The sequence below is a fragment of the Fructilactobacillus florum DSM 22689 = JCM 16035 genome (genome assembly GCF_001436645.1).
Taxonomy (GTDB): domain Bacteria; phylum Bacillota; class Bacilli; order Lactobacillales; family Lactobacillaceae; genus Fructilactobacillus; species Fructilactobacillus florum.
The window spans coordinates 48,522-64,817 of the sequence record NZ_AYZI01000003.1; the positions used below are offsets into that span (position 1 = coordinate 48,522).

At 41.2% G+C, this 16,296-nt stretch carries 12 protein-coding genes; 5 read left to right on the forward strand and 7 right to left on the reverse strand.

Translation table 11 applies throughout. The annotated features are described in order from the left end of the window. The first annotated feature begins 5 nt into the window (after positions 1 to 5). Together FC87_RS02100 and fni are read left to right on the forward strand one after the other, a co-directional pair. Positions 6 to 1,094: a phosphomevalonate kinase gene (locus FC87_RS02100; protein ID WP_056961559.1), complete on the forward strand. Its 1,089-nt coding sequence runs from the start codon at positions 6 to 8 to the stop codon at positions 1,092 to 1,094. Beyond that, the gene (gene fni, locus FC87_RS02105) at positions 1,091 to 2,122 is read left to right on the forward strand and encodes a type 2 isopentenyl-diphosphate Delta-isomerase (protein WP_056961472.1); all 1,032 of its coding nucleotides are present in this window, start codon (positions 1,091 to 1,093) and stop codon (positions 2,120 to 2,122) included. The genes FC87_RS02100 and fni overlap by 4 nt, the downstream gene beginning before the upstream one ends. Positions 2,123 to 2,201: 79 nt before the next feature. Here the strand turns inward: fni and FC87_RS02110 are convergent, their stop codons facing one another. Both FC87_RS02110 and glpK read right to left on the reverse strand, forming a co-directional pair. Beyond that, complete coding sequence (locus FC87_RS02110; protein WP_056961474.1) at positions 2,202 to 3,545, reverse strand: RsmB/NOP family class I SAM-dependent RNA methyltransferase; 1,344 nt, start codon at positions 3,543 to 3,545, stop codon at positions 2,202 to 2,204. Between the two features lie 2 nt (positions 3,546 to 3,547). After that, positions 3,548 to 5,053 (reverse strand): glycerol kinase GlpK, encoded by a 1,506-nt coding sequence (glpK, locus tag FC87_RS02115; protein WP_056961476.1) that lies wholly within the window; start codon positions 5,051 to 5,053, stop codon positions 3,548 to 3,550. 154 nt (positions 5,054 to 5,207) lie between these two features. Between glpK and FC87_RS02120 the strand changes: the two genes are divergently transcribed. Together FC87_RS02120 and yjeM are read left to right on the forward strand one after the other, a co-directional pair. Next, on the forward strand, positions 5,208 to 6,629 hold the full coding sequence (locus FC87_RS02120; RefSeq protein WP_054689618.1) for a C69 family dipeptidase: 1,422 nt from the start codon (positions 5,208 to 5,210) through the stop codon (positions 6,627 to 6,629). Positions 6,630 to 6,645: 16 nt separating this feature from the next. Then, entirely contained in the window at positions 6,646 to 8,154 is a 1,509-nt protein-coding gene (gene yjeM / locus FC87_RS02125) for a glutamate/gamma-aminobutyrate family transporter YjeM (protein ID WP_056961478.1), read from the forward strand. 82 nt (positions 8,155 to 8,236) lie between these two features. Here the strand turns inward: yjeM and FC87_RS02130 are convergent, their stop codons facing one another. From FC87_RS02130 to FC87_RS02145, 4 genes are all read right to left on the reverse strand, one after another. Then, on the reverse strand, positions 8,237 to 9,115 hold the full coding sequence (locus FC87_RS02130; RefSeq protein WP_009166479.1) for a ketose-bisphosphate aldolase: 879 nt from the start codon (positions 9,113 to 9,115) through the stop codon (positions 8,237 to 8,239). Between the two features lie 20 nt (positions 9,116 to 9,135). Beyond that, positions 9,136 to 9,723 carry a 5' nucleotidase, NT5C type gene (locus FC87_RS02135; protein ID WP_009166478.1) on the reverse strand — a complete coding sequence of 196 codons (588 nt, stop codon included), beginning with the start codon at positions 9,721 to 9,723 and terminating at the stop codon, positions 9,136 to 9,138. 119 nt (positions 9,724 to 9,842) lie between these two features. Further along, positions 9,843 to 12,806 carry a type III restriction-modification system endonuclease gene (locus tag FC87_RS02140; RefSeq protein ID WP_009166477.1) on the reverse strand — a complete coding sequence of 988 codons (2,964 nt, stop codon included), beginning with the start codon at positions 12,804 to 12,806 and terminating at the stop codon, positions 9,843 to 9,845. A 3-nt stretch (positions 12,807 to 12,809) separates the two neighbouring features. Further along, complete coding sequence (locus FC87_RS02145; RefSeq protein WP_191979370.1) at positions 12,810 to 14,816, reverse strand: site-specific DNA-methyltransferase; 2,007 nt, start codon at positions 14,814 to 14,816, stop codon at positions 12,810 to 12,812. A 131-nt stretch (positions 14,817 to 14,947) separates the two neighbouring features. Here FC87_RS02145 and FC87_RS02150 point away from each other — a divergent pair, with 131 nt between their 5' ends. Then, the gene (locus tag FC87_RS02150) at positions 14,948 to 15,778 is read left to right on the forward strand and encodes an aldo/keto reductase (RefSeq protein ID WP_009166641.1); all 831 of its coding nucleotides are present in this window, start codon (positions 14,948 to 14,950) and stop codon (positions 15,776 to 15,778) included. A gap of 99 nt (positions 15,779 to 15,877) precedes the next feature. On the opposite strand, the gene rplS is transcribed toward FC87_RS02150, so the two are convergent. Then, positions 15,878 to 16,237, reverse strand: coding sequence for a 50S ribosomal protein L19 (rplS, locus tag FC87_RS02155; RefSeq protein ID WP_009166640.1), 360 nt, complete (start codon positions 16,235 to 16,237; stop codon positions 15,878 to 15,880). Between the last annotated feature and the right edge of the window lie 59 nt (positions 16,238 to 16,296).

The window sequence follows — 16,296 nt, forward strand, 5'->3', positions numbered from 1 at the left end:
ATAATTTGATTACAACAAAAGTTTCGGGAAAATTATATCTAGCCGGCGAATATGCTGTGGTTGAACCCGGCTACTCTGCGATCATCGCTGCAATCGATCGATTTGTAACCGTTAGATTGACCCCGGCACTAGCTACAACATCAAGCGTGATTACCTCGCACCAATATGAAAATCACACCCTACGCTGGGATCGTATCGGTTCAAAAATGGTGGTTGATAATCGGGATAACCCGTTTCAATACATTTTATCGGCCATTAAAGTTACCGAAGACTATGTCGAAGCACTACATCTTCCAATGAAAAAATACCAGTTAGATGTCAATAGCGAACTTGATAATGGAAACGGTAAAAAGTATGGCTTAGGTTCCTCGGCTGCTGTGACCGTTGCAACCATTATGGCCGTGTGCCAGTTATATCAGCTACATCTGTCACGCGTTAACCTATTCAAGTTAGCAGCAATTGCCCATTTAGATGTTCAAGGAAATGGTTCTCTGGGAGACGTTGCTTCTAGCGTATTTGGTGGATTAATTTCTTATAGTTCGTTTGATCGACAATGGCTTATGAATTTTCGTCACAAGCTAATTCTGCCAGACTTACTAAAACTAGAATGGCCTAAACTAGAAATTATTCCATTAAAAATCCCAGCAGCACTTCGTTTTTTAGTAGGCTGGACCGGATCCCCTTCATCTACTTCGCATCTAATTGACCAAGTAGAATTGAAAAAAGGGAGAACGCAAAGCCAGTATCATCAATTTCTCCATGCCAGTCAAAAATGTGTACATGAAATTACTAATGGATTTCGTCAAAATAACCTTGAACTAATCATGAATAATATCAAGGAAAATCGCCAATTGCTCCGGTCACTGAGTACTACAGAACACGTCGACATTGAAACTCCAAAACTTCAAACCATGATTAAAATTGCTGAGCACTATGGTGGTGCTGCCAAAACATCTGGAGCCGGCGGTGGTGATTGTGGTATTGTTCTCATCAATAAAAATGACGACATCCAATCATTGCTGGCTGATTGGCGCAAAGCGGGAATTGATCCACTTAATTTAGCAATTTACAATTATACGGGAGAAAATTTGTGACCAGTCGACAATCTCATCGCAAGGACGAACACGTGTCACTTGCCAAAAAATTTCATTCGGACGTTTCACAGGCCGGCTTTCAAGCACTTCGCCTGTTACCAAACGCCCTACCAGAAAGCGATTTCACTAACGTTTCACTAAAAACTACTTTTGGTAAATTAGCCCTAGAGCTTCCCTTTTACATTGAAGCGATGACTGGCGGGAGTTCTTTTACAAAAAAGCTTAACCAACAGCTTGCTCACGTTGCCGCTGAGACTGGGTTAGCCATGGCCGTTGGAAGTGAAAGTGTTGCTTTAAAAGACCCTACCCTTCGAGATAGTTTTTCAATTGTTCGCAAGGTTAATCCACACGGGCTTATTTTTGCTAATTTAAGTGCTGGGGCTAGTCTAGATGAGTGTCATGCTGCACTAGAATTGGTCCAAGGTGATGCGCTGGAGCTTCACTTAAACGCTGCTCAAGAGGCAATCATGCCTGAAGGAGATCGATCATTTCATTGGGCTGAGCACCTGCAAGCAAACGTGGCTGCAAGTCCGGTTCCAGTCATTTTAAAAGAAGTTGGTTTTGGGATGACTCAGGAAACAATGCTGACCCTGCGTAGTTTGGGAGTCCAATATCTTAACCTAGGTGGTCACGGTGGTACTAATTTTGCTCAAATTGAAAATTTTCGCCGCCCACAAAAGGACTTTGACTACCTGACCGACTGGGGACTCACTACCGTGGAGTCTCTGTACGAAGCCCATGCCGTTCCCGATATGTACATTGCTGCCGCTGGTGGAATTACAAACCCATTAGAGATCGTTAAAGCATTATATTTGGGAGCCGATGCCGTGGGCGTAGCTGGCACTCTTTTGACATATTTAATTGATCACGATGTTAACGCTACAATTGAACTAGTTCGAGAATGGATCACTGGATTACGTACTATCTTTGCTTTGTTGGGAGTCCACTCAATTGCAGAATTACGCCAGCGACCCGCCGTGCTAAGTTCCGAACTCCTTACCTATTTACAGCAGCGCAACTTATCCTAATCTAAGTGCATTATAAAAGCCTCCATCATGAGCTCAGCCATGATGAAGGCTTTTTTGTAATATTTAGAACATATCAAGCTTAGATTTGAAAGCGGAGTCCCTTCGGAAAGAAATTTTTCAACGTTCCCTGCACTACTTTGCCAAATCCAATCGGCATTCCCTGACAATCAAGCAAATACCACCCCTTAGGCAACTTGGGATCGACGCTTAGCGTATCCCCATGAACATAGATTTGCCACTCTGCTCGCGTTAAAGTTAATCGCTTTTGCACTGACTGTGGCTTTAATGCCAAAGCTAACCCGTATGCCGGTTCAAGACGTTGTTTTTTAATATTTGCGACTGGGGTTCCCGGCCGCATCACTTTGAGTTGCTGCAAATCTGGAATATCCGGATGATAACTGTACAAAGTTTTTCCAAATGATAATAAATTCGTCGCCGGATCCACTGTAAATTCTGTAGATACAAGCTGTTGCCACCATTTGCGTAGTTCACCCGCTACGTTGCTACGCTGCGTTTTTATCAGCGAGCTAGCGGTATCGGTCGGCTCGTACCGTAATTTAGCGATAAAGTGACCATCTCCTGGTAAATTTTGCGGAAATAAACGTACCGTATCCGCCAAGGCTGGATTTTGATTTGCCCATGCTGGACGACCGTCCTCCATCCCAGCTGTTTTAGTTATGGGAACTACTTTAAGGGGGAATTCTTTGAGTAGCCAAGCAATTATTTGTTCATCTTCTTCAGGAGCAAACGTACAAGTCGAATATACTAATTCTCCTCCCGGTTTTAACATTTTAAGGGCGGCTGGTAAGATAGTTCGTTGGCGCACCGCACATGCTGCTGGATAATCTAGAGACCAATACTTCATTGCTTGCGGATTCTTACGAAACATTCCCTCCCCAGAACAGGGAGCATCTACTAAAATTTTATCAAAGTAGCGGGGAAAATGGCGGGCTAAGCTGTCCGGATCCTCATTCAAAATCAACGGGTTCCAGACGCCTGCTCGTTCTAAATTTTCAACTAAAACTTTGGCCCGACTACGATCAATTTCGTTAGCAACTAATAAACCGGAGTTATTTAACATGCCCGCTAATTGCGTGGACTTGCCCCCAGGTGCTGCACAAAGGTCCAAGACCCGCTCTCCTGCTTGCGGATTCACAACCTGGACTACTTGCATAGCCGATGGCTCCTGACTATAGACGTAACCGCTTTGATGTTCAGGAGTTTTACCAGCCACCTTGCCGTAGTAACCATTAGGAACGGTTGGAATTGGGTGACTTAAATCAATCGCAAGGTTGGCTGGAGGTTTTAGCGGATTAATCCGAAAGCCATGGACTGCTGGTGCTTGGAAGGAATCCAAAAATGGAATTGCTTCTGCCCCCAAAAGAGCTTGATATTTAGAAATAAATGCTGATGGTAATTGCACAATTAATCATCCTTAAATTTTTGAGTAGCAGTGACAGCTGCTTGCCAACCGGCGTAGCGATGTTCTCTATCAGCAACCGTCATCTGCGGAGTGAAAACTTTTCCAGCCGGTTGCTGGGATCGTAAGGCGGCTAAATCACGCCAATATCCGACCGTCAGACCTGCTAAATAGGCAGTTCCGAGTGCTGTAGTTTCAGATAACGGCGCACGTTTGATTGGTTTTCCCAGTAAATCTGCCTGAAATTGTAATAAATAATCATTCTGTGAGACCCCGCCGTCCACTACTAAACTTTGCAGTGTCAAACCAGTTTCTTGAGCCATGGTATCCAGAACTGCACGCGTTTGAAACGCTAACGATTCTATCGTAGCCGCAACCATTTGGCTGTGGTTCGTATGAGCGGTTAATCCCAGAAAAGAGGCTTGTGCCCGTTGATCCCAATAAGGAGCACCTAATCCGTTAAAGGCTGGAACCAGATATAAGTCAGTTGACTTATGACTCGCAGCAGCGATCTCTGCTGACTTTGCTGGATCCGTAAGTATTTTTAGCTGACGGTGTAGCCACTCAATCGCTGAACCAGCGGAAAAAATGCTACCCTCAAAAGCATATCCTACTTCATCATCATCGAGACTACAGGTTAGCGTTGTTAAAAGCCCGTGATTTGAAAGACGCCACTGTTTTCCAAGGTTCATCATGATGAAGGCCCCGGTTCCATAGGTGTTTTTTGCCATTCCGGGTTGTAAAGCCAACTGTCCAAACAGCGATGCTTGTTGGTCTCCAGCAAGAGCAGCGATGGGAATCTGAACTCCCATAAGCGTAAAGTCCTGCGTATAACCATATAAATGACCAGAGGGATAAACCTTCGGCAACATTGCTGCCGGAATCTGAAATAGCTCTAATAGTTCTGGATCCCACGCTTTCTGTTGAATGTTATACAGCATCGTCCGACTGGCATTTGTGTAGTCGGTTGCATGTACTTGACCGTTAGTTAATTTCCATAATAACCACGTATCAATCGTCCCAAACAAAAGCTCTCCCTGCTCTGCTCGAGATTGAGCTCCTGGTACCTGTTGTAAAATCCATTGGATCTTTGTAGCAGAGAAGTACGCATCCACCAACAACCCCGTTTTCTGTTGGATTAAATTTGCAAACTCAGGTTGTTGCCAGTGCTTAGCAATTTCGGCCGTTTGTTTTGACTGCCAAACAATGGCTGGATAAATCGGTTTCCCTGTAAGCCGATCCCATACAATCGTAGTCTCGCGCTGGTTCGTGATTCCAATCGATCTAACCTTGTAGGGAGGCGTTTCCGTTTGAAAAAGAACTTCTGAAACTAGTGTTTCCACCGTATTCCATATCTCAATCGGATCCTGCTCTACCCAACCAGGATGTGGATATGACTGATTAATTTTTCGTTGTGCTTTTCCAACTGGTGCTCCTTGCTGGTCAAACAGCATTACTCGAGCAGAGGTGGTCCCTTCATCAATCGCCATTATATACTGTTCATTCTTCATTAATTAACCTCAATCAGTTCATGATTTTTTAATTATAATCCTTCTTGCATCGGGATGCCATGCTAGCATTTATTCCAATGCACAAATCGGTTTTCGCCTGCCTAAAGGTGTAAGATAGTCGTTAGCAATTTAAAAAATTAAGGAGTCCATATTTATGGAAACAAATTATTCCGCTTGTACCAGTATTTTAATTGGAAGAAATGCAACTGTTGATGGTAGTACCATTATTGGTCGCAATGAAGACTGCAAAGCAGCCTGGCCAAAACGGTTTGTCGTGCACGAACAACAACGCGTTGCCAATCGAAAGTTTTGTTCTAAGGCAAATGGTTTTCAGTTGGCATTACCAACAGTTAGCGCCAAATACACAGCGACCCCGGAGTGGACGTCACAAGACGGACTTTTTGAAGAAGATGGAATTAATGAAGCTGGTTGTGCGATGAGTGCCACCGAAAGCACCTATGCCAATCAGCAAGTTCTCAAGTTTGATCCCCTGGTGACTGATGGCATTGGCGAAGAGGCCATGGTAACCGTAGTTCTCCCGTACATTAAAACAGCCCGTGAAGGAGTCGAACGACTTGGTCAGATTGTATCAAAATACGGAGCTTGTGAAACAAATGGCATCCTGTTTTCTGATCGGCAGGAGGTCTGGTACTTTGAAATCGGTTCCGGTCATCACTGGGTAGCTCAACGGATTCCCGATGACTGTTATGCTGTCGTTGCCAATCAGATGGCAATTCAAACCATTGATTTTTCGGATCATCAAAATTTTGCTTGGTCTGCTCAAATCGTGGACTTCGTTAACAGCCATCAGCTTAACCAACACAAAGATAATTTTAATTTTCGCCTAATTTTTGGAACCCAAACATCCCAGGATACCAGCTATAATACGCCTCGAGTATGGGACGGGCAACGTCAGTTCAATCCAGAAATCATCCAAGAACCTACTTCACAAACCTTACCCTTTTTACGAAAAAGTTCTCGATTACTATCAGTTTATGACGCTCAACACTTTCTAAGTTCTCATTATCAGGGAACTCCATATGATCCTTTAGGTGACGGACCAACTAACCAACGTCATCGTTTTCGACCAATTAGTTTAGCGAAAACCCAAGAATCGCACGTGCTCCACTTACGTCCTCAGCTCCCAGCCGCCGTGGCTAACATTCACTGGCTTTTGATGGGAGTGGGCGCTCAGAGTACTTACGTTCCTTTTTTTGCTGGTCTTACAGACACGCCCAGAGCCTACCAGATCCCAGTAACCGCCACTTATGATTCTGAATCTGCTTACTGGACGTTTAAGTTAGTAGGAGTCCTGGTTGATCCCCACTACCAACAATTTTACCCCCAATTAGTAGCGGTTCAAAATCAACTCCAAACCCAATTTCAGAACTTAATTAGCGAAACTGACCTCAAGGCACAAGCAATCAAACCCGAACAACTCGCACAATTAGCGACAGAAGCCAGCCACACAGCCGCTCAACAAGCTTTGACGGCATATCAATCACTGGCTGCACGATTAATCACCGCTGCTACCGATCTTTCCCCACTTAATTATCAACAAGATTTAAATCTATAAGGAGCCTTTGTCCATAATGGAACAACCAACGAATCATAAAAAAATGAGTACTAAGTCATTGGTTTTGATGATTTTGTCATCTATCTTTGGCTTCGCAAATGTCACGGTGGCCTACGATCAGATGGGATATGCCAGTATTATTTGGTATGTATTTGCTGCCGTAATTTTCTTTTTGCCATCCAGTTTAATGTTTGCAGAATATGGATCCGCTCTTAGCAGTGCTAAAGGTGGCATCTATTCCTGGCTCAAAGAATCAATTGGAGAACGACTAGCTTTTATCGGTACCTTTATCTGGCTGTCCGCTTGGATTATCTGGATGATTGCCGTTGCTAGTAAAGTCTGGATTCCAGTTTCAAATATTTTCTTTGGAACTGATAAAACCAATACCTGGCACCTGTTTGGCATTTTTTCTCCCATGCAAACCATTGGTCTTTTAGGAATTATTTGGGTGATCGTAATCACATTCATATCAACCCGTGGCTTTCAGCAAATCACCAAAATTGCCAGTATTGGAGGCTTTTTCTCCATCGGATTACCGGTGTTATTCGTAATATTATCCAGCGTAGTTCTAGTCTTAAATCACGGCCAGCTGGCTGAACCAGTTCGGAGCACCGCTGTATTTATTAAATCACCTAATCCACTTTTTGCTTCTCCAATTGCCATCATGTCATTTGTTGTTTACGCGATCTTTGCCTACGGTGGCATGGAATCAATGGGAGGGGTCGTTGACAAAGTTGCACACCCCAAGCAAAATTTTCCGCGTGGAATTATCATCGGCGGTATCATTATGGCTTTGCTTTATTCGGTCACTATTTTCTTCGTTGGCGTGACTGCTAACTGGCAGCAACTGCTTGGTGGCAACCATGTAAATCTGGGTAACATTACCTATGTATTAATCAACAATTTAGGATATCAACTAGCCCTAGCACTCGGCGCATCAACTCAAGTCGCCCTTATTACTGGTCAATGGTTTGCACGTTACGCCGGTATCAGTATGTTCATTGCCTACATCGGTTCCTTCTTCGTGCTCAGCTATTCACCGATCAAGTCTTTTATTGAAGGTTCTGACCCTAAGTTATGGCCCAAACGAGTAACTAAGCTAAATCAACAACAAATGCCTAGTTTTGCCATGTGGCTTCAAGCGATTATTGTATCCGTCATCATTTTTTTAATTACCTTTAGTGGCTCTGGTGCACAAAAATTTTACTTAATTCTAACTGACATGGCCAACATCTCGAGTACCTTTCCTTATCTCTTTTTGATCGGTGCTTTTCCCTTTTTTAAAAAATTAACAAACATTGATCGTCCCTTTGTTTTCTATAAAAATAAATATTTTACTAATTTTGTGGTTTGCATTATCATGGTGGTCCTAATCTTAGGCATTGGTTTTACTGCTGTTGAACCGCTCATGGAGCATGATTATCAGACCGCTTTTTGGACGATTTTTGGTCCCCTATTTTTTGGTCTAGTGGGCTGGATTATGTATGAAATCGGACACCGGCGCGCCCTACAAATCAAAAAATAATATGTCTATTAATATCTATAAAAACTAAAAAGACTAGCCCTTCTTAAGAGCTAGTCTTTTTAGTTTGATTATTCAAAAATCATTAAGCTTTCCCAGCTGATCCAAAGACCCTAATTCGATCTTCGCACATTGCCTCAAGTTGATCGCTGCCTGCGGTCAGAAAAATCCTTGGATCAAAGTTCTTGCCTTCTAAATCTTTGTCAGCTAGCACATACTTGCGAATCCCATCATGAAAAGCTAACTGCCCTTCAGTGTTAACATTAATTTTTGCAATTCCCAGCTCAATTGCTCGGCGGATTTGATCGTCATCAATGCCTGAGCCACCATGTAGTACCAGCGGAAGCCGTTTACCAGTCGCTGCGAAAATCGCCTCATCAATCTTTTGTAAGTGTGCGAAATTGAGCCCCTTCCAATCGGCCGGATACTGACCATGAATGTTTCCAATTCCCACCGCTAACATATCAACGCCAGCTTGAGCCATTTGAACTGCATCCGGAATTGCAGCAATCTCACCATTCGCAATTAGCCCATCTTCTTCGCCGCCAATAGTACCAACTTCAGCTTCCAAAGAAATCTGATGTTGACTGGTAACCGTACGCAAATCATTAGTTTTCGCCAAATTTTCTGCCAGTGGTAACTTTGCCCCATCAAACATCACGGAAGTAAATCCCACTCCAATAGTTTCAAGCGCTTGATGATAGTTTCCATGGTCTAAATGAATAGCGACTGGAACCGTAATATGCATTGCTTCGTGCAGATCAACTAACAAATCATAAGCTAAGCGAAAACTTCCCATATATTGGGCAGCTCCACCAGTTACTTGTAAAATGACCGGTGACTGGAGCTTTTCTGCTGCTCGCAAAAGCTCCTTTCCCCACTCAAGATTATTAACATTAAAAGCGGGTACTGCATAATGCTCCGCACGAGCTTTTTGTAACATTGCAACACTGTTTGTAATCATAACGACACCCCTTTATACTGTTACTCCCAATTTTCTTTCGTAAACGCAGCATGATCCCCATGTAACTGATAATTGGTAGCGGCTTGCTGCATCGCCTGTGATAAACTGCCAAGTCGTTGACTATCATAAGCCAGATGCTCTAACATCGGCACTAAATCCTGGGACCACGTTAACCGCGAGTCGTAACCATACTGAATCCAGAAACTACCATGCTGAGGATCATCCCAGGCGCTTGCCCCATGATAGGGACGATCATCCAGTAAAATTCCACTGGCCCCACGCACCAAGCCCTTGTCATGGGTCATGATAACCTTTTTATAGAAATAATTGGTATCCCCGGCACCAAAATATTGTTGAATCCAGAGGAGTTTATCCTGCCAAGCGCTGGGATTATTCCATGGTGCCGTTGATAAAATATAGAGATCATATGATTTGGCTAACTCAGGAATCGCAGCTAGCACGCCAGAAATAGGTGGCAAGTCGCGAAAAATACCAGGAATTGTATCCGGACGCTGGCGATGTGTCGTAGCCGCCCGGTTTAGAACTGGCAATGTATCAACCAGTACGTTGTCCATATCTAAGAATAATTTTATGCTTTGCTCTGTCATGTACACCTCGTTTAATTTTAAGTTCCAGTAGTACACAAAAAGCATAATAGAAATGAAGAGCGGTGTCAAAAGAGAGGGCGTCAATTAGGGATAAAACTATATCCACCATTAACATTCTACTATTTATCTGCTAGTTCATCGATTTTATTCCAAATATCTTGATAGTTAGTCGTAAATTGATAATAGATTCCGGAGTTTGTTAATTTATCAAAATATTTTTTTTGAATCTTCTGAATTTGTTGATCACCTATTCGCATGTTTTCAGCCTTGGTTTCTACAATTAGATATGACTTTTCTCCATGACGATTTATCATAAAAATAAAATCAGGAGTTGTAGTGCCATGGTTAAACCGCGGAATTTTAATCGCTTCCTTCGGTAACTTGCCATAGACTACGACATCATCGTCATAATCATGCTTTAGTATTTCTAATTCCGGATCGACGCTATCATAACGTACCGGTGGTCTTTCATATAAGTATTTGGGGTCACCGTCAACTTTATCATTGCCATACGATCCGATTTTATTAGCTGAAACATAGTCCAAAAATTCTTCACTATCTGAATTATAAACTGATGTCGATGATTCAAAATTCAATGGTTGATACTCATAATTTTCAATCAATTTTCCTTCAAACTTTTTCACAAAATTTTTAACAATTTTTTCGAGAGTAGCTTCGTTAATATAATCAGAATTATTTCCTAGCTGATGACGCATCGTTACAATCATCAGATTATTTAATAAATTGATAGATAAACCTGTTTGAAAATTAATTTGTTGTAAAAATTTTCCGTAATCCATCGTTAATCGCGTAGTCCCGGTTTCAGTTGTTTGATGGATTTCCGCTTGGTTACCGATTTTAATCTTCTGATTGATAGATTGCGTTTTCTGGAAAACAAAATTTTCTTTGTTATTAAAAATTTCACGTGCTATTTTTTCAGCCACGTCATTAGTTCCATCACCATAAACCACCATTTGGCGCTTTGATAATGCTTGCCAAACATTTTTTAACTTTTTCCAATTTCTTTTTTGCAATTTAACCTTGGTACTAACTTTATGAATGGTTCGATCTATAACCCGATCATTTGCAACCACATCATGGTTAATGTTGGGATAACATTGAAACAAAGCTTCAAAACCGGTTGTTTTCTGACCATCAAAAACCACTTCACGCTTAAAATGATGATCAAAATCAATAATTCCCTTGTCACCTAAGTCATTGACAAGTTGTTGCTCATCAAACGTTCTATCTACCTTTTGTTGCTGACTAACAATTGCGCTAATCATTTCCTCAGTTAATTTTGTATGATCAAGAACAACGGGAGCATCATCATTGATTTGATTAACAAGTTCTTGAGCAAATTCTTTTTCGTCATAGCCAATTAAGAAGGAAAGCCGACTAGAAAATTCATCTTGTTTTAGGCGATGACCAGTCTCATCAACTGGCAATCGCAAACCACGTCCGACCTCTTGAATTTTACTATTTTCAGAACCAGACGATCGTAATTTTGCAATGACAAAAACATTGGGATTATCCCATCCCTCGCGTAACGTCCATTTAGAAAATAAAAAGCGCCGGGTCAACCAGTTTCCGTGTTCATCTTTAAAGCTCAATAATTTCTCTTTATTATTTAATATATCATCAATTTGCGCCTGAATATCAGCATCAGAAGTCCCCCGATCCTCGCTAAAGTACCCAGCATAGACATCCTGATGTTCCGATTTAAGACTTTTTTGAGTTGCTTGTAAGAATTTCAAATACTCACACTCACGCTGACTATCACTCTGTTGATATTTATTGATTAATTCGCCTAGTTTATCAGTCAAGATTTTTTCAAAATGTTCCGCTAGCCACCCCTTTGTTTGGCGCTTATTTCCGCGAAAGCTCCTAATACTATCAATAAAAAATAATGACAGGGTTTTAACCTTCGGGCTATTATAATTGTTTTCGGGGCGTAAAAAATTTTCCTGTTCGGCGATAAAATGTTGATCGATGGCTTTACGAATTATTCGGTCTTGGTATGATTCTGAAAATGTTCCAGGGATTAACTTCATCCCGCTGTTTAATTCTAGTGCATTGGATAATTCTTTATTTTTTCCACCAACGTATGAAAGATTACCCGTAAAATCTTGATCTATTTCAGAAAGTAACTCATTTCTACCGACACTAAAATCATGTCCATTTTTGGATAAAATCAGTTCCTTTTGCTTAGCTGACTTAACCCGATACAGATTAGCTGCTTGCTCTCTTGAAATTTCTGGATAGAAAATATCAACGGCCTTAACCAATCCCTGATTAAAGCTATCAATTGCATTTAAATTATATTGCGGTTTTCCGCGATAATAATCAGTAATGGTCTTCTTATTTTTACCTTTTCCAATCGTCTTTTGCGGAAAAGTAGCGCCAAACCTAACGATCATTTGTGGTTTTAAACCGACAATGTCGTCATAATATTTATTTCCCTGCGAGAATCGATGTGGCTCATCAATAATAACGATTGGACGAGTCGCCCGAATGGCTTTGTTCGGCGATGATTCCCCTCCGAGCAAAGTTTGATCATAGTCATTGCGACTCATTGATTTTGAATGAAGCATTCCCGCATTGATTAATAAGATCTCAATTTGATTCACATTTTGGCGAGTTCCTTCGACAAATTCAGAAAGCTGTGCCGGAAAATTTCTCCGCCCTGCTTTGGCATTAAAATCCCCATTATTAATCACATTCAATTGGATACGAACATTGGGATAAAATTGGCTAAAATGTTGTTTTGCATACCTACTAGTAATAAAACTACGCGTACCCTCTTTAATGCTGGGGCTAGGAACCACAATTACAAATTTAAACAAACCATATTTTTGATGTAAATCAAACATCATTCTGGTGTAGACATACGTTTTACCCGTTCCCGTTTCCATCTTAATATCAATATTGGTTTTATCTCGATAGCGCCCCTTAATCAGCGGATTGGCATAGATATAATTTGCATCTGGATCGTTGTGTAGCTCGTCAATTCCTTGGAAGTATTTGTCAATTGCCCCTAAGGCATCTTTTTGGTGCTGTAACGATTCTAATTTTATTTTCATCAATTAGTACCTCCGGAGCAACGAAACATCATTATCAAGCTGCTTTAATCCGTTTTCTAACTCTAAAAGTGCATCCAGCTTAAAAGAATAAACGAAGATAACCACATTGCGTAAATCTAATTCGTGTTTCCCCAATTGATTCAAGAGTAGCTTCGTTTGTTGACTATTCCAGCCCTCATTAATTAGATACAACGCCTCATCATTAATGATATGTGCTTGATAAGAAGCGAAATCAATTGATTTAACCGCAACGTCAAATGGATACCCATCTCGGGCCAGCCACGTTGTCATGATGGTTCCCGTACCAGAGACGTCTCCAGCAACATTTAGTGCGGTACTAGAAAACGAACCCAACATATCCGAGAACAGATTAGTTTTGTTAATATCAAACTCATGAACAGCTGCTACTGTTTTTTTAACTGGTCTTACAACCCGATAGTGTTTAAAACTACCATCGAAATCTGTTGGTAATGTCAATTCATTATCTGCCTTGATTTTTTGAGCTGCTCGGCGAATCCGCTCACGTGCAATTTCGTCAATACTCTCAAAACCATTTTCAAAAGCATCTTCGCCACCCTTTGTGGGTACTTTGCTACCGGACTTGTTCAAATAATATGTTTTTTCCGGGAGTTGCACCATGATAAATTTACGATGACCACCATCAACAATATTTTGCTGCATTACTGCTTCGGCAGTCGTCGCAGAGCCAGCAAAAAAATCCATTACCGTTGCCTCTTTCGAAGCATATAATTGAATAGCTCTTTGGATCAACTTAACCGGCTTGGGATAAGAAAAGTAACTTTTATTATTCATTAACTTTTGTAAATATTGAGTTGCCGCTTGACTGTCACCCACGTCCTCTCGTTTCCAAATAGTCATTGGCGTAATGCCTGTTTTTTTTAAATCTGACAAAAATCGTTTAATTCCTGGAACTGAATTACCATCTTTTCCAAACCAAATTCTTTTATCTGCAAGTCTTTCACGAAATTCTTTTTGTGAAAGACGCCAACTTCGACCAGCGGGGGGCTCAACCACCCTCCCAGAGGGAGTCGTAATTGGATAAATATTTCTCTTGTTAGCTGGACCAACTGATAAATTATCAGATTTCCAAACCCCTCTTGGGTCGCTATCTGGGTTTTGATAACGGTTATCTGCGGTATTTGTTCGCTGAATACCATTGGTTTTAATAATCTGTGCATCTCGTCCATAAACCAACATGTAGTCGTGGCTAACAGAAAAATTTCTCTTTAAATTTATTGGTGCATATGCTCTTTCCCATACAATTTGAGCTAAAAAATTATTTTCACCAAATATTTCATCACTAATTTCCTTAAGGTTAGCAGCTTCATTATCATCAATTGAAATAAAAATAACTCCATTATTTTTCAGTAATTTTTTTGCCAAGGATAATCGTGGGTACATAAAAGTTAACCAAGCCGAATGACTTGATTTTCCTTGAATGCTTTTCAACCGAGCTAGTGCATCGTCATCTAATCCCAACATATTTTGTAATTGCTCATCGCTATATTCAAAATTATCAGGATAAGTAAAATCGTTGTTACCTGTATTGTAGGGTGGATCGATATAAATAACGTCAATGGAATCCGAATATGCCGCTTGTAGCTGCCGCAAAACTTCTAAATTATCACCGGTAAAGAATAAATTCTTACTATGCTGACCTTCACCGTTATTTTGCTTTTCATCAGGAACAATTACAGTTTCTGAAACTTCACCAACTTGACGCCGAGCATAGTCTTTCCCGATAAAATCTAGTTGATAGCCATTGGTAACTTCGTCAATATTATGCTCTCGTAGTGCATTTTCAAATTTATCAATGCTAAAATGATCGTTGCTATCAAAAAATTCTGGTAATTTTTCCTTCAATGTATTGAGAAAAGCTGTATTAGGTTTTACCCGAGCGTTATAGTCTGTCTGTCTGTCTGTCTGTCTGTCTGTCTGTCTGTCTGTCTGTCTGTCTGTCTGTCTGTCTGTCTGTCTGTCTGTCTTCATTATTTTAGACCTCTTAATTATCCAACAACGGTTATTTTCGATATTTCTATTATATAATTAACCTATAGCAAATTGAATCTTATTTTTTACTAAGCCGTAAACTTCTATAATAAAAACAAGGAGGTTTCATCATGGAATACTATCAATTACAAAATGGCATGCAACTACCAAAAATTGGATTTGGAACCTATAAATTAACTGGGACTAACGGAGCTCGAGCGATTACAACCGCAATTAACAACGGTTATCGACTCATAGATAGTGCTTACAACTATGAAAATGAGGGAGCCCTCGGCGTAGCGCTTCAAAATGCTGATATAGCACGCTCCCAGCTTACCATTACTTCCAAACTCCCTGGACGGTATTATCACCGTGACCAAGCTATCACTGCTATTCAAGAATCACTCTACCGTAGCCGGCTGGATTATTTTGATTTATACCTGCTACACTGGCCCAATCCTAAGAGAGATCAGTACGTCGAAGCATGGCAAGCCTTGCTGGATGCCCAAAAATTTGGACTAGTCCGCGCCGTTGGAGTCTGTAACTTCCTGCCAGAACATCTTGACCGGCTCCAACAAGCAACTGGCGTGCTCCCCCAAATCAACCAAATTGAACTTCATCCTTATTTTAACCAGGCTCCGCAACGCGCTTATGATGAACAGCATCAAATTCTCACCCAGGCCTGGAGTCCGCTGGGACGAGCCAGTGTTATGTTACAAGACCCGGTCTTAAACCAAATCGCTGATAAATATAAAGTTAGCGTGGCGCAAATAATCCTACGCTGGGATCTACAGCTAGGGGTGCTTCCGATTCCCAAGGCAATCCATTCAAGCAGACAATTAACTAATCTGGACGTTTTTAGTTTTACGCTTACCCCAGACGACATGGAGCGGATTAATCAACTTAGCAAACCAGATGGACGCACTCACCAACAGGATCCTGCTAGCTACGAAGAATTTTAAAGCTTCCAAAGATTAGCAAAGTGCTAGTCTTTTTTTATAAAAAAAAACGTCTTATCGTATAGATAGGACGTTTTACAAATATTGATACAAAAGTACTCTTTAACGTTTTTTGAATGATTGTTTGATCCGAGCAGCTTTTCCTTGCCGGTCGCGCAGGTAGTAAAGTTTCGAACGACGAACCTTACCGTGGCGAATAACCTCGACCTTATCAACTCGTGGTGAGTTAACAGGAAAAATCCGCTCAACTCCAATCCCATTACTGATCTTACGAACCGTATAGGTAGCTTGGATACCGGCCCCACGACGTTTGATTACAACCCCCGTGAAATCCTGTAACCGTTCATTGTCACCTTCGACCACTTTAACGGAAACCGTTACAGTATCTCCAGCTCGAAAATCAGGAATATCAGAACGAAGCTGTGCTTGGTTAATCTTTTCGATTAATTGATTCTGGCGCATATTCTCTTCTCCTAACTAGCATTCTTATCTTCACGACAGCGGAATACTGTTGATTTTAG

Bases quoted from the DNA above. Each gene is read 5' to 3' on its own strand.
- glpK (WP_056961476.1), bottom strand. From the start codon at position 5,053: ATGAAGAATGAACAGTATATAATGGCGATTGATGAAGGGACCACCTCT.
- FC87_RS02150 (WP_009166641.1), top strand. From the start codon at position 14,948: ATGGAATACTATCAATTACAAAATGGCATGCAACTACCAAAAATTGGA.
- FC87_RS02135 (WP_009166478.1), bottom strand. From the start codon at position 9,723: ATGACAGAGCAAAGCATAAAATTATTCTTAGATATGGACAACGTACTG.
- FC87_RS02120 (WP_054689618.1), top strand. From the start codon at position 5,208: ATGGAAACAAATTATTCCGCTTGTACCAGTATTTTAATTGGAAGAAAT.
- yjeM (WP_056961478.1), top strand. From the start codon at position 6,646: ATGGAACAACCAACGAATCATAAAAAAATGAGTACTAAGTCATTGGTT.
- FC87_RS02130 (WP_009166479.1), bottom strand. From the start codon at position 9,115: ATGATTACAAACAGTGTTGCAATGTTACAAAAAGCTCGTGCGGAGCAT.
- FC87_RS02145 (WP_191979370.1), bottom strand. From the start codon at position 14,816: ATGAAGACAGACAGACAGACAGACAGACAGACAGACAGACAGACAGAC.
- rplS (WP_009166640.1), bottom strand. From the start codon at position 16,237: ATGCGCCAGAATCAATTAATCGAAAAGATTAACCAAGCACAGCTTCGT.
- FC87_RS02140 (WP_009166477.1), bottom strand. From the start codon at position 12,806: ATGAAAATAAAATTAGAATCGTTACAGCACCAAAAAGATGCCTTAGGG.